This window comes from Mesorhizobium sp. M0848 (genome assembly GCF_040319805.1).
Classification (GTDB): Bacteria; Pseudomonadota; Alphaproteobacteria; order Rhizobiales; family Rhizobiaceae; genus Mesorhizobium.
On sequence record NZ_JAMYOM010000016.1, the window covers coordinates 54,717 to 67,028 of the forward strand.

A 12,312-nucleotide genomic window follows, 5' to 3' on the forward strand; every position below is an offset into this window, starting at 1 on the left:
GGCACATTCTGTTAGTTGGCCACGGCCCGAGCGGCAATCGCAAATGAACCAGACGATGTTACATGCGGAAACGCAACGTTACGAAACTCATGGTCGTCTGACGCATTTGTCCTTCGACCGCTCACGGCAACGTGAGCGTGTGTTGAAGGAGAGACAAAATGAAAAAGCTCATTCTCGCGTCCGTTTCCGCTCTGGCCTTGCTTGGCGTCGCCGCCTGCAGTGACAGCGGTACGGACAATACCACCACCCAGAGCACCAATCCGCCGGCCGCCGAGGAACCGATGAAGCCGGCTACCCCGGAAGCCACGCCGCCGGCCGCGACGCCTCCGGCAACGGATAATTCGACCACGAAGAGCATCACACCCGAGAAGCCTGCCGAGCCGGCTCCGGCAACACCAGCTCCTGCGCCCGCGCAGTAGTGAGCAAGCAGTACTTCGTGTGATGAATGAGAAAGGCCGGCTCGCGCCGGCCTTTTTCATATTGTCCGAGCGCCGTGGCGTTCGAGTCCGATCTATTTGTCGCGCAAAGCCTGCGGCACTGTCCCGGCTTGATAGGAGCGGGCGGTGGCTCTAAGAAGCAGGCCATGTCGATTTGGGATCGCCTCGGCGAATTCATCACCCGTGTTTCATCCTCAGCCTCGTCGGGTGTCGCCGACGTGGTCGAGGCCGTGCGCACGGTTTTCGCCGGCGATGCGGATTTGCGCCGGCGTGTCGCCTTTTCGGTGGCGATGATCGCGCTGTCGGCCAAGATGGCCAAGGCCGATGGCATCGTCACCCAGGACGAGGTGCGCGCGTTCCAGGAAATCTTCGAAGTGCCGCCGAAGGAGACGCGCAATGTGGCGCGTCTGTTCGATCTCGCCCAACGCGACGTGGCCGGTTTCGAGACCTATGCCGAGCGGATGGCGCAGATGTGCGGTTCCGGGCATTCCAATTGCGTGATGCTGGAAGACATACTCGACGGTCTGTTCCACATCGCCAAGGCCGACGGGCTGGTGCACGAGCGCGAAGGCCACTTCCTGCACCGCATCGCCGAGATTTTCCGCATCGACGAAGCGCATTACGAGGCCATCATGGTGCGGCACGTCAATCTCGGCGCCGGGGATCCCTATGTCGTGCTTGGCATCGAGCGCGGCAAGCCGTTCGAAGAGGTCAGGAAACGCTATCGCAAGCTGGTTTCCGACAATCATCCGGACCGGCTGATCGCGCGCGGCCTGCCTCAGGAATTCATCAAGATCGCGACCACCAGGGTGGCGGCGATCAACGCCGCCTACGAGATGATCGAGCGGGGCCTGCGCCACGCATGAGCGGCTTTCTGCCCGACGAGCCACGTGCCGAAGTCAGGGTATCGCCGAATTTCGGCCCGCGGCGCGAGACGCCCAGGCCTGACATGATCGTGCTGCACTACACCGGTATGGCGACCGGCGCCGGGGCCGAGGCTTGGCTTTGCGACCCGGCCAGCGAGGTCTCGTCGCATTATCTCGTCCACGAGAATGGCCATATCGTGCAGATGGTCAGGGAAAGCGACCGCGCCTGGCATGCCGGCAAGAGTTCGTGGTTCGGACGCGCCGACGTCAATTCCTGTTCGGTCGGCATCGAGATCGTCAATCCGGGGCATTCGCTGGGTTATCCCGGTTTTCCCCGGCGGCAGATCGATGCGGTGATCGGGCTGTGCCGTGGGATCGCCGGTCGGCATTCGATCGCCGCCGAGCGGGTACTCGCGCATTCCGATATTGCGCCGGGGCGCAAGATCGATCCCGGCGAGAGGTTTCCGTGGCGGACGCTGTTCGAAGCCGGTGTCGGTCATCTCGTGGCGGCCGCACCCGTCAGGCGAGGCGCCACTCTGACAACCGGTGACACCGGCGGCGACGTCGAAGCGTTGCAGTCGATGCTGGCGCTCTACGGTTATGGCGTTGAAATATCCGGCGTTTTCGACCGGCAGACCGAGGCGGTGGTCGAGGCCTTCCAGCGTCATTTCCGGCCGCGCAAGGTGGACGGCGTTGCCGACGGCTCGACGCTGCGGACGCTGCAAAGGCTGCTTGCTTCCGTGAGGCGCTGACCCCCGGGAAGCCTCTTCCAAGCAATTCTTTCCAATCCTTAAGTTACAAGCTGTCACTCAAAGTGACTTGCCTGGCCTTGTTTGACACCAATTCGGGCGTCAAACGGCTGACGTGTAGATGTCGGACCCCAAGCCCCCGGGTTGTTCCGACGTTGGTTAGGCGTTGCTGCGCGAACATCTTCGCGCGGTTCAGACAGAACAGGATCACATGCAGAAATTTACCGTTTTAACGGCAGCTCTTGCTGCCGGCGTAATGACTTTTGCCTTCAGTGCCGCAGATGCCGCGCCCCTCAGCCCGCGAGCCGATCAAGGGCCTGTCGTGGCGTCCGCGAAAGGCGGCAAGGCCCCACAGGCCAGAAGCGGCAAGGCAGGCCAGGACGCCAAGGCGACGAAGCGGGCTTCCGCGAAAATGGAAAAAGCAAGCTGGTCCAAGCCGAAGAAGTCCGCCAGAAAGCAGACGAAGCGTGGCCGAAAAACCGTCGACATGACGGCAACGGCGTCGATCGGTGTCCGGAACGCGGCAGCCTCGGCGGCCACGGTGGCCAGCAGCGGGCAGTATTCCGCAATCGTTGCCCGCTATGCGGCGATCGAAGGCGTTCCGGTATCGCTCGCCTCGGCGGTTATCCAGATCGAAAGCAACTATCGGCCCAACATCGTCGGCGGCGCCGGCGAGATCGGCCTGATGCAGATCAAGCCGGCCACGGCTCGGATGATGGGCTACAGCGGCTCCGCCAAGGGTCTGTTCGATCCCGACACCAACATCAAATACGGGATGAAATACCTTGCCATGGCGCGGAGCCTCGGCGGCGGCACGACCTGCGGCACGATTTTGAAATACAATGCCGGCCACGCCGCAACGCGGATGAACCCGGTGTCGGCAGCCTATTGCGGCAAGGTGAAGGTGCAGATGGCTGCGCTGGGATCGCCCGCATAAGTCTGCTTTTTCGTTTGCGTTTTCGGGCGTGAACCCCTTTATACGCTCTGCCAGCTGGCTGGGCGGCCGCACCCGCAAACGCCGAAAGGTCGTGGGTGAGGAAAGTCCGGGCTCCATGGAAACACGGTGCCGGTTAATGGCCGGCGGGGGCGACCCCAGGGAAAGTGCCACAGAAAGCAAACCGCCACGATCCGGCTTGCCGGATTCGGGGTAAGGGTGAAAGGGTGGGGTAAGAGCCCACCGCGCGACTGGCAACAGGAGCGGCACGGTAAACCCCACCGGGAGCAAGACCGAATAGGGGCGGTGCGAGGGGAAACTCTCGAGGGCTGTTTCCGGCTCACCGTCCGGGTAGGTTGCGTGAGGCGCATGGCAACATGCGCCCAAGATGAATGGCCGCCACGTTCTCGCCTCGCAAGGGGCGAGGGCCATACAGAACCCGGCTTACAGGCCAGCTGGCAATTTTTTCTCCCGCGATATCGAAGAGAAGTCTCTTGAGATCAACAGGTTGCGCCCTCGGGCGCGCCTGCTGATTCAAGTTTGTTCACCGATCCATCCATGCGAGCGAGGGCCGGCTATTGCTTGAAACTGGTGCGATTAAATCGTACCATGGATCAGCTGATAGCATCGGGAGCCTCTCATGGGACAGGTCGACAAACGCAGCATCACGCTGTCGCCGGAACTGGCGGCGGCGGTGGACGATGTAGTCGCCGCCGGCGAATATGCATCGGCCAGCGAAGTGATCCGCGACGCGCTCAGACAGTGGAAAGACCGGCGCGACCTGCATGGCTACACGGTCGAGGAATTGCGCAAGCTGGTGCAGGAAGGGATCGACAGCGGGCCTGGTCGATTTGCGTCAATGGATGACATCAAGGCTGAAGCGAGGAGACGCCTGCGATCTGACGACGCGGCATGAATCTGCTGCCCATCGTCCGGAATGCGCGCGCAGAAGACGATTTGATCGCGATCTGGCTTCATGTTGCACGCGAGAGCGAGGCTGCGGCCGATCGGTTGCTCGATCGCATCGAGGCGCGGTGGCGGCAACTGGCCACCTATCCCTTCTTAGGCGCACCGCGCGACGACATCGCGCCAGGCATCCGTCATCTGGTCGTTGGCGACTATCTCACCTTGTACCGGGTCGATGACGACGCGATCGAAATAATCCGCGTGCTGCATGGCAAGCGCAACATCGAGGCCGATGACGTGGGCGCGTAGCCGTTTCGTCAGCCGCCGATCTTGTCCAGTGACGCCTCGATCGCCTTCCAGAGCTCGTCCACCGGCTCGCAGCCGACCGAGAGGCGAACGAAGCCGGCGGCAACGGCATCGCCTCGCTTCAAGCGCCGCTCGGCGGACGTGTGGACGCCGCCGAAGGATGTCGCGGCCTGCATCAAGGCGCAATTGTTGATGAAATCCTCGGCCTTGTCCTCCGAGGCGAGCTCGAACGAGATGAGGAAGCCGAAGCGCTCCATCTGGGCGCGGGCAAGGTTGTGCGACGGATCGCCTTCCAGTCCGGGATAACGCAGGCCGCTGATTGCCCGGTGGCCCTGCAGCCGCCGCGCGATGACTTCCGCCGAGGAACACATGCGATCGAAGCGCACATCCAGTGTCTCCAGGCCGCGGTGCACCAGCCAGGCTTCGAATGGTCCGGGAATGCTGCCGGAAACTTCGCGCCAGCCGGTCACGGCGGCGATGATATCGGCATTGCGGCTGGCCACATGGCCGAACAGCACGTCGGAGTGGCCATTGGGTGCCTTGGTGTCGGCGGCAACGACGATATCGGCGCCATGGTCGAGCGGCCGCTGGCCGAAGGGTGTCATGGTCGTGTTGTCGACGACAAGGATCGCGCCGGCTTTGTGAACAGCATCGGCAACGGCGGCGATATCGCAGATATCCAGCCCCGGATTGGCAGGGGTTTCGACAAACGCCAGCCGATAGCCATCGAAGCCGCCATCGAGGAAGGTCGAGGTCGGCCTGACGTCGTAGGTGATGCCGAGCGGCTTGAGGAAGCGATCGGCCAAAGCCCGCGTCGTGTGATAGCCGTCGGAAGGCAGCAGGATACGGTCGCCAGTTTTGAGCACGGCAAAGAACGCCGCCGAGATTGCCGCCATTCCTGAAGGGAACCCGACGCAAGGTGCGTCCTCCAGATGAGCCAGCATATGTTCGACCGCGTCCCAGGTCGGGTTGCTGAATCGCCCGTACTGGTTAAAACCAGTGGCGTCGCCGGGCGCATGAAAAATGGCGGCCATGGTCAGGGGCAGGGGAATGGAATCGCCCATGACAAGCCCGCTGCGACGCAGATGAGGAAGCGCTGCAGCGCGTGACTTTGCAGTTTCAGACATCGAATTTCCAACCCTGTTTGCGACGGCGATATGTGGCGAGACGCTATGCCCGGCAGCGGCGCGCGGCAAGGCGCGTCCGGTTGGGCCAAGCGGCTCTAAACGGTTCGTTAGGCTTAATAGACCATAAAGACGAGACGTGTCGGCGAGGCTGCTCTCATTGGTCGTGGCGCGCGTGTTTGTGAAGCCTATCCCGTTGACGCCCATAGTGCCCCATGATATCCCATCTAGACATCAAAGCCTTCGTTCCGTGTCAGGGTAAAGCGTACGCCAATCGGGCAGCCGCGGCGGCTGCGCGTTTGCCGGTTTTTGCCCGTGCGGACGAGGCTGATACGGGGCAGGGAACGCGCCGCGGCGGCGCGGGCGACAAGATGGAGAGGGGTGCGGCGGCGAAAGCGGCTGTAGCGTTTAATGGACCGGTTTCTGTCAAACACGGTGAGCAGGATCGATGCGAAGGGACGGGTGTCCGTTCCCGCGCATTTCCGTGCGGTCGTGCAGAAGCGCGGCTATTCGGAACTCTATGCGCTGCGGTGCCTGGATCTGCCGGCGATGGATGTCGGCGGGCTCGATCTGCTCGACCGCTACGAGCAGCGCATCGCACTCGAGGATCCCTTCCTGCAGACGGCGGACGATATGTCGTTCTTCTGCCATGGCGACGGAACCTTCTTGAAACTCGACCAGGACGGCCGCATCACGATGAGCGATTTCATTCGCGAACACACCGGCATTTCGGCGGAAGTAGCCTTTGTCGGGCGCGGCAATTTCTTCCAGATCTGGGAGCCGGGACGGCTTGCCGCCTATGGGGCGCAGGCGCGCGCACGGCTTTTGCAGCTTCGGCAGGGGACGAAGCCTGGGGAGCGACCGGAATGACGGCAGGCCACGGCGATGACCTTCCTCACGCCGTAGGTGGGCACGCCGTTGGCGGATCGGCCCGCCACATTCCGGTCCTCCTTGCCGAAGTGCTCGAAGCACTGGCGCCGGCGCAGGGCGACCTCATCATCGACGGCACGTTCGGCGCCGGCGGCTACACCAGGGCCATTCTGGCGACGGGCGCCTCGGTTGTGGCGATCGACCGCGATCCGGATGCGATCGCGGCCGGGCGCGATCTGGAAGTGCAGTCGGGCGGTCGGCTGCGGCTGGTGCAGGCGCCGTTCTCGACGCTGGACGAACATGTCGAGAGCGCCGACGGCATCGTGCTCGACATTGGCGTGTCCTCTATGCAGCTCGACCAGGCGGAGCGCGGGTTTTCGTTCCGCGCCGACGGGCCGCTCGACATGCGCATGGCGCAGGCTGGTTTGAGCGCCGCCGACGTCGTCAATTCCTTCAAGCCAGGCGACCTTGCCCGTATCTTCGGCTTCCTCGGCGAGGAGCGCCATGCCGGACGCATCGCCCGCATGATCGAGGCGCGCCGCGAAAAGCGTCCGTTCGAACGGACGCTGGAACTCGCCGACGCCATCGAGACGCATATCGGCCGGGCGCCGAAGGACAAGATCCATCCGGCTACGCGCGTCTTCCAGGCGCTGCGCATCTTCGTCAATGACGAGCTTGGCGAATTGGCCAAGGCACTGTTTGCCGCCGAACGCGCGCTGAAGCCGGGCGGACGGCTCGCCGTCGTGACGTTCCACTCGCTGGAAGACCGCATCGTCAAGCGCTTCATCGCCGACCGGGCCGACGTCGCGACCGGCTCGCGTCATCTGCCCGAGGCGCATGCGCGCACCGCGACGTTCCGCAAGGCGGGCGGCGGCGTGACTGCCGGCGACGCCGAGGTGGCGGCCAATCCGCGCGCCCGTTCGGCCAGACTGCGCGCGGCGATCCGCACCGAGGCGCCGGCGCGCAGCAGCGACTTTTCGATTTTCGGCCTTCCAAAGCTTCCCGGCCCAACACTTCCCGGCACAGGCCGACCGGGGGAGAGGTAGCTAAGTGTTTCGTACCAGCGACATTGTCCTGATCGCCGTCATGGTTGCGGTCGCGGCCCTTACCTACAAGGCCAAGCGCGAGGCCGAGGAACAATTGGCCGCGGTGCAGAAGATCCATGCGCAGATACGCTATGAGGAGGACACGATCGACCTGCTCAAGGCCGACTGGAGCCTGCTTACCCAGCCGTCGCGGCTGCAGAAGCTGGCTGAACTCTACAAGTCGCAGCTCGAACTCGAGCCGGTCAGCGCCCGCCAGATAGGCGGCATCGGCGACCTGCCGGCCAAATCCCTGGACATTCAGGACATCCTGAACGGACGCCAAGGTGGTATGGCCGACAATTCCGACCAAGCGCCTTTGGACAGTAAGGATCCCGTCGTGACCGGAGGCATCGCCCAATGATCGGCAAACTGCTGAAGCGTCGCGCCAGGACGAGTGAAGATGGATCGATCGTGGTCGAGGGCGCCCGCAAGGCGACCGGCGGCAAGGGCAGGACGCGCATCGTCATGACGATGGCGGTGTTCTTCGGTATCTTCTCGACCATATCAGGGCGGCTGGTCTATCTCGGCTTCCAGACCCCCGACATGTCGGGCGGTCCGCAGAGCCGGGTGACGGCATCGCGGCCCGACATCGTCGACCGCAACGGCGAAGTGCTGGCCACGGATATCAAGACGGCGTCGCTGTTTGCAGAACCACGCCGGATTGTCGACGCCGACGAGGCGATCGAGAAGCTGTCGACGGTGCTTCCGGACATCGACTATGAGCAGACCTACCATAAGCTGAAGAGCGGCGCCGGTTTCGTCTGGCTGCAGCGGCAGCTGACACCCAAGCAACAGTCCGATATCATGCAGCTCGGCATTCCCGGTTTCGGCTTCCGTACCGAAAAGCGCCGCTTCTATCCGAGCGGCGAGACCTCGTCCTACATTGTCGGCCTCACCAACATCGACAACCAGGGCATCTCCGGAATGGAGAAATATGTCGACGAGCAAGGCTTGAGCGACCTGCAGGCATCGGGCCTTGCCATTGCCAAGGATCTCAAGCCGGTAAAGCTTTCGATCGATCTGCGCGTGCAGCATGTGGTGCGCGACGAGATCGCCGCCGGCCTCGAGCGCTATCGTGCCATGGGCGCCGGCGCCGTTGTGCTCAACGTCAAGACCGGCGAAGTGGTGGCCATGGCCTCGGTGCCGGATTTTGATCCGAACAATCCCTACAATGCACAGGACAAGGACCGGCTGAATCGCATGTCGGCGGGCCTCTACGAGATGGGCTCGACCTTCAAGAGCTTCACCTCAGCCATGGCGCTCGATTCCGGCAAGGCGACGATGGCGAGCCGCTTCGATGCTTCGCATCCAATCCGGGTCGGCCATCAGGCCATTCACGATTTCCACGGCAAGAACCGTGTGCTGTCGTTGCCGGAGGTGTTCCTCTATTCGTCCAACATCGGGTCGGCCAGGGAAGCCGAGATGGTCGGCATCGAGGGGCATCGCGAATTCCTGCATCGCCTTGGCCTTCTGGACAGGATGCAGACCGAATTGCCGGAGACTGCCCGTCCGACTGAACCGAAGGTCTGGAAACAGGTCAATTCATTCACCATCGCCTTCGGCCATGGCGTGTCGACGACGCCGCTGCAAGCGGCTGTGGGCTGCGCGGCGTTGATGAATGGCGGCTTCCTGATGAACCCTACCTTTCTGGTGCGTACGCAGGCGGAAGCGATGGCCACCGCCAAGAAAGTGGTGAGCGAAAAGACCGTCGAAGGCATGCGCTACCTCTATTCGCTCAATGCCGAGAAGGGCTCTGCCCGAAACGCCAGAGTCCCTGGCTACCGCGTTGGCGGCAAGACCGGAACGGCCGAGAAGGTCGTCAATGGCCGCTACTCCAAGGACTTGAATTTCAACACTTTCGTCGCCGCCTTCCCGATGGACGATCCGCAGTATCTGGTGTTTACCATTGCCGATGCCCCGCACCCGGAAAAGCCTGGCATGACGGATGTCGCGGCCGCAAATGCGGGGGTCATGGCCGGCAATATCATCAGGCGTTCAGCTGCCATGCTTGGCGTGAAGCCAGATTTCAGCCATGAAAATGGTGCAACGCTGGTTTCCTATCAGTGATTCTTAGGGCGCGCCGGCAACAGCGCGCTATTTTGTTGCGGTGAACGGGACTCGATGAAGCTCAGAGATCTAGCCGGTATCCTGCCCGTCGAGGGAATAGCTTCCGTCGATCTGGAGGTTACAGGGATTTCTTCGGATTCCCGCCAGGTAAAACCGGGCGTTGTCTTTTTTGCGCTCGCCGGAACCAAGGCCGATGGTGCCGTTTATGCCGCCGACGCCGCCTCGCGCGGTGCGGCCGCGATCGTGGCGGGCAAGGGCAGCACCATTGCCGGGCTGTCGGTTCCGGTATTGGCGGTCGACGATCCCCGCCTGGCGCTGGCGCTGAGTGCCGCCCGTTATTCCGGCAAGCAGCCTGAGATCATGGTCGCGGTGACCGGCACCAGCGGCAAGACGTCGGTCGCCGCCTTCACCAGGCAGATCTGGGAGCAGGCCGGTTATGCCGCCGCTTCGATCGGCACCACCGGCGTGGTGGCGCCTGGACGCAACGATTATGGCTCGCTGACGACACCCGATCCGGTCGCCCTGCACCAATTGCTGCGGGAATTGGCGGATGCCGGCGTCACCCACGCTTCGATGGAAGCCTCCAGCCATGGGCTCGACCAGCGCCGCCTCGACGGCGTGAAGCTGGCCGCCGGCGGCTTCACCAATCTCGGCCGCGACCATATGGACTATCATCCGACCATCGAGGACTATCACCGCGCCAAACTGCGTCTGTTCGACACGCTGCTGCCGAAGGGCGCACCGGCCGTGATCTTCGCCGACGATCCATGGTCGGCGCCGACGATCGAGGCCGCACAGGCTGCCGGGCTCAATGTGCTGACGGTCGGCCGCCATGGCGATTTCCTCAGGCTGAAGCGGGTCGAGCACGAGCGCCACCGCCAACGCGCCGAAGTCGAGGCCGATGGCGTGCTCTACGAGATCGACCTGCCGTTGGCCGGTGATTTCCAGATTTCGAACGCGCTGGTTTCGGCGGGTCTTGCCATCTCCACGGGAACACCTGTCGCCAAGGCCTTGATGGCGTTGGAGAAACTGAAGGGCGCGCCGGGCCGGCTCGACCTCGTCGGCACCACCGCCAGCGGCGCGCCGGTCTATGTCGATTATGCCCACAAGCCGGACGCGCTGGAAAACGTTCTGGCCTCGGTCCGGCCGTTCACCACCGGCCGCGTCATCGTCGTGTTCGGCTGCGGCGGCGACCGCGACCGCGGCAAGCGACCGATCATGGGCGAGATTGCGACGCGACTTGCAGATGTCGTCATCGTCACCGACGACAATCCGCGCTCCGAAGTGCCGGAAACGATCCGCGCCGCTATTTTGGCCGCCGCTCCCGGTGCCATCGAGATCGGCGACCGGCGCCAGGCGATTCATGAGGCGGTCGCCATGCTGCATGCCGGCGACACGCTGATCGTGGCCGGCAAGGGGCACGAGGAGGGCCAGACGATCGGCTCCGAGACCTTGCATTTTTCCGATCACGAGGAGGTTCGCGCGGCACTCGTGGAGCGTGCCGCATGAGCTTGCTGTGGACCTCCGAGGCGCTGGTTGCCGCCATGGACGGGCGGCCGCTCGGGCCGATGCCGGAAGGCATTTCAGGCATTTCGATCGACAGCCGCAGCCTGCAGCCGGGCGACGCCTTCTTCGCTATCAAGGGCGAGGCGATGGACGGCCATGACTTCGCAACCGCCGCCATCAAGGCTGGCGCCGGCGTGCTGGTGGTGGCCGAAGGCAAGCTGCCGTCGCTCGGCCGGCTGACGGCGCCGATCATCGTCGTCGAGGACGTGCTGGTCGCGCTGGAAAAGCTTGGAGTTGCGTCGCGCGCCCGCTCGAGCGCGAAAATCATCGCTGTGACCGGTTCGGCCGGCAAGACCACCACCAAGGAAGCGCTGCGCCATGTGCTGCAAGCCGCCGGCAAGGTGCATGCCTCGGCGCAGTCCTTCAACAATCACTGGGGCGTGCCGCTGACTTTGGCACGCATGCCCGATGATTGCGACTATGCCGTGTTCGAGATCGGCATGAACCATCCCGACGAGATCCGTCCGCTGGTCAAGATGGTGAGGCCGCATGTCGCCATCGTCACCATGATCGCGGCCGCCCACCTAGGTTTCTTCCGCAATCTGGACGAGATCGCCAAGGCCAAGGCCGAGATTTTCGAGGGGCTGGAGCCCGAGGGGGCCGCCGTCCTCAACCGCGACGATACGCGCTTCAAGCTGCTCGACAAGATGGCCCATGCAGCCGGTGTCGAGCACGTCTACGGCTTCGGCGAGAATGCGCGCTCTACCTTCAAGCTCACCAAATGCGAACTGCATGCGGATCATTCCGATATCATCGCCAGGATCGGCGGCCACGAAGTGACGGCGCGGATCGGCGCGCCCGGCCGCCATATGGTGCAGAACGTGCTGGCGGTGCTGGGGGCGGCACATCTGGTCGGGGCCGATCTCGACAAGGTGACACTCGCACTGGCCGATCTTTCGGCCGAGCGCGGGCGCGGCAAGCGCCATGTGCTGCGCCATCCCGGTGGCTCGACTTCGAGCCACCCAGGTGGACCGATCACGCTGATCGACGAAAGCTACAACGCCAATCCGGCATCGATGGCTGCTGCCATGGCATTGCTCAACGCGACGCCTGTGACGGGCGAGGGCCGCCGCATCGCCGTGCTCGGCGACATGCTCGAACTCGGCGACCATTCGGCCAAGCTGCATGCAGCCCTTGCCGAACTCATCGTCGGCACCGGGACACAGACCGTCTTCCTCGGCGGCCCGGAAATGCGGGCGCTGGCCGAAGCGCTGCCGGCTGAGATCAAGACGGAATACCGCGCTGGTGTCGAGGAGCTGAAGCCGGTGCTGCTTGCCGCGCTTAAGCCGGGTGACGTGGTGATGATCAAATCGTCGAAGGGCATCGGTTTTGCAAAACTGGTCGATGCGCTGCTGGGCAAATTCCCGGCTGAATCGACAGCTAGAAAACAGACCTAGGTCGG

Annotated in this window: 13 protein-coding genes and 1 other RNA gene; 13 read left to right on the forward strand and 1 reads right to left on the reverse strand. The window is 63.4% G+C overall.

All coding sequences use genetic code 11. The annotated features are described in order from the left end of the window. The first annotated feature begins 158 nt into the window (after positions 1 to 158). The 7 genes from NKH95_RS19225 to NKH95_RS19255 all read left to right on the forward strand — a co-directional run bounded on the left by NKH95_RS19225 (position 159) and on the right by NKH95_RS19255 (position 4,201). Positions 159 to 419 (forward strand): hypothetical protein, encoded by a 261-nt coding sequence (locus NKH95_RS19225; RefSeq protein WP_081734943.1) that lies wholly within the window; start codon positions 159 to 161, stop codon positions 417 to 419. Between the two features lie 164 nt (positions 420 to 583). After that, on the forward strand, positions 584 to 1,303 hold the full coding sequence (locus NKH95_RS19230) for a TerB family tellurite resistance protein (RefSeq protein ID WP_352892535.1): 720 nt from the start codon (positions 584 to 586) through the stop codon (positions 1,301 to 1,303). Continuing rightward, positions 1,300 to 2,055: an N-acetylmuramoyl-L-alanine amidase gene (locus NKH95_RS19235; RefSeq protein WP_352892537.1), complete on the forward strand. Its 756-nt coding sequence runs from the start codon at positions 1,300 to 1,302 to the stop codon at positions 2,053 to 2,055. Before NKH95_RS19230 ends, NKH95_RS19235 begins: the two co-directional genes overlap by 4 nt. 208 nt (positions 2,056 to 2,263) lie before the next feature. Then, positions 2,264 to 2,989 (forward strand): lytic transglycosylase domain-containing protein, encoded by a 726-nt coding sequence (locus NKH95_RS19240; RefSeq protein WP_023813152.1) that lies wholly within the window; start codon positions 2,264 to 2,266, stop codon positions 2,987 to 2,989. 50 nt (positions 2,990 to 3,039) lie between these two features. After that, an RNA gene (gene rnpB, locus NKH95_RS19245) (RNase P RNA component class A) lies at positions 3,040 to 3,449 on the forward strand. Positions 3,450 to 3,626: 177 nt separating this feature from the next. Next, positions 3,627 to 3,902, forward strand: a complete 276-nt coding sequence (locus tag NKH95_RS19250; RefSeq protein ID WP_023813151.1) for a type II toxin-antitoxin system ParD family antitoxin — start codon at positions 3,627 to 3,629, stop codon at positions 3,900 to 3,902. Continuing rightward, positions 3,899 to 4,201, forward strand: a complete 303-nt coding sequence (locus NKH95_RS19255; RefSeq protein WP_128303486.1) for a type II toxin-antitoxin system RelE/ParE family toxin — start codon at positions 3,899 to 3,901, stop codon at positions 4,199 to 4,201. The genes NKH95_RS19250 and NKH95_RS19255 overlap by 4 nt, the downstream gene beginning before the upstream one ends. Before the next feature lie 8 nt (positions 4,202 to 4,209). Here NKH95_RS19255 and NKH95_RS19260 read toward each other — a convergent pair whose 3' ends face one another. Further along, the gene (locus NKH95_RS19260) at positions 4,210 to 5,325 is read right to left on the reverse strand and encodes a cystathionine gamma-lyase (RefSeq protein WP_352892540.1); all 1,116 of its coding nucleotides are present in this window, start codon (positions 5,323 to 5,325) and stop codon (positions 4,210 to 4,212) included. A 408-nt stretch (positions 5,326 to 5,733) separates the two neighbouring features. Between NKH95_RS19260 and mraZ the strand changes: the two genes are divergently transcribed. From mraZ to NKH95_RS19290, 6 genes are read left to right on the forward strand one after another with little or no spacing between them, the layout of a single operon-like run. Further along, positions 5,734 to 6,192, forward strand: coding sequence for a division/cell wall cluster transcriptional repressor MraZ (gene mraZ, locus NKH95_RS19265; protein ID WP_056582893.1), 459 nt, complete (start codon positions 5,734 to 5,736; stop codon positions 6,190 to 6,192). Beyond that, positions 6,189 to 7,238 (forward strand): 16S rRNA (cytosine(1402)-N(4))-methyltransferase RsmH, encoded by a 1,050-nt coding sequence (rsmH, locus tag NKH95_RS19270; RefSeq protein WP_352892542.1) that lies wholly within the window; start codon positions 6,189 to 6,191, stop codon positions 7,236 to 7,238. Before mraZ ends, rsmH begins: the two co-directional genes overlap by 4 nt. A 4-nt stretch (positions 7,239 to 7,242) precedes the next feature. Next, positions 7,243 to 7,638 (forward strand): cell division protein FtsL, encoded by a 396-nt coding sequence (gene ftsL, locus NKH95_RS19275; RefSeq protein WP_352892544.1) that lies wholly within the window; start codon positions 7,243 to 7,245, stop codon positions 7,636 to 7,638. Further along, on the forward strand, positions 7,635 to 9,344 hold the full coding sequence (locus tag NKH95_RS19280) for a peptidoglycan D,D-transpeptidase FtsI family protein (RefSeq protein WP_027034944.1): 1,710 nt from the start codon (positions 7,635 to 7,637) through the stop codon (positions 9,342 to 9,344). The genes ftsL and NKH95_RS19280 overlap by 4 nt, the downstream gene beginning before the upstream one ends. 54 nt (positions 9,345 to 9,398) lie before the next feature. Continuing rightward, complete coding sequence (locus tag NKH95_RS19285) at positions 9,399 to 10,853, forward strand: UDP-N-acetylmuramoyl-L-alanyl-D-glutamate--2,6-diaminopimelate ligase (RefSeq protein WP_352892545.1); 1,455 nt, start codon at positions 9,399 to 9,401, stop codon at positions 10,851 to 10,853. Then, positions 10,850 to 12,307, forward strand: a complete 1,458-nt coding sequence (locus NKH95_RS19290) for a UDP-N-acetylmuramoylalanyl-D-glutamyl-2,6-diaminopimelate--D-alanyl-D-alanine ligase (protein ID WP_352442236.1) — start codon at positions 10,850 to 10,852, stop codon at positions 12,305 to 12,307. The genes NKH95_RS19285 and NKH95_RS19290 overlap by 4 nt, the downstream gene beginning before the upstream one ends. The last annotated feature ends 5 nt before the right edge of the window (positions 12,308 to 12,312 follow it).

Bases quoted from the DNA above. Each gene is read 5' to 3' on its own strand.
- NKH95_RS19290 (WP_352442236.1), top strand. From the start codon at position 10,850: ATGAGCTTGCTGTGGACCTCCGAGGCGCTGGTTGCCGCCATGGACGGG.
- NKH95_RS19240 (WP_023813152.1), top strand. From the start codon at position 2,264: ATGCAGAAATTTACCGTTTTAACGGCAGCTCTTGCTGCCGGCGTAATG.
- NKH95_RS19260 (WP_352892540.1), bottom strand. From the start codon at position 5,325: ATGTCTGAAACTGCAAAGTCACGCGCTGCAGCGCTTCCTCATCTGCGT.
- mraZ (WP_056582893.1), top strand. From the start codon at position 5,734: ATGGACCGGTTTCTGTCAAACACGGTGAGCAGGATCGATGCGAAGGGA.
- NKH95_RS19225 (WP_081734943.1), top strand. From the start codon at position 159: ATGAAAAAGCTCATTCTCGCGTCCGTTTCCGCTCTGGCCTTGCTTGGC.
- NKH95_RS19255 (WP_128303486.1), top strand. From the start codon at position 3,899: ATGAATCTGCTGCCCATCGTCCGGAATGCGCGCGCAGAAGACGATTTG.
- NKH95_RS19230 (WP_352892535.1), top strand. From the start codon at position 584: ATGTCGATTTGGGATCGCCTCGGCGAATTCATCACCCGTGTTTCATCC.
- rsmH (WP_352892542.1), top strand. From the start codon at position 6,189: ATGACGGCAGGCCACGGCGATGACCTTCCTCACGCCGTAGGTGGGCAC.
- NKH95_RS19280 (WP_027034944.1), top strand. From the start codon at position 7,635: ATGATCGGCAAACTGCTGAAGCGTCGCGCCAGGACGAGTGAAGATGGA.
- NKH95_RS19250 (WP_023813151.1), top strand. From the start codon at position 3,627: ATGGGACAGGTCGACAAACGCAGCATCACGCTGTCGCCGGAACTGGCG.
- NKH95_RS19235 (WP_352892537.1), top strand. From the start codon at position 1,300: ATGAGCGGCTTTCTGCCCGACGAGCCACGTGCCGAAGTCAGGGTATCG.
- NKH95_RS19285 (WP_352892545.1), top strand. From the start codon at position 9,399: ATGAAGCTCAGAGATCTAGCCGGTATCCTGCCCGTCGAGGGAATAGCT.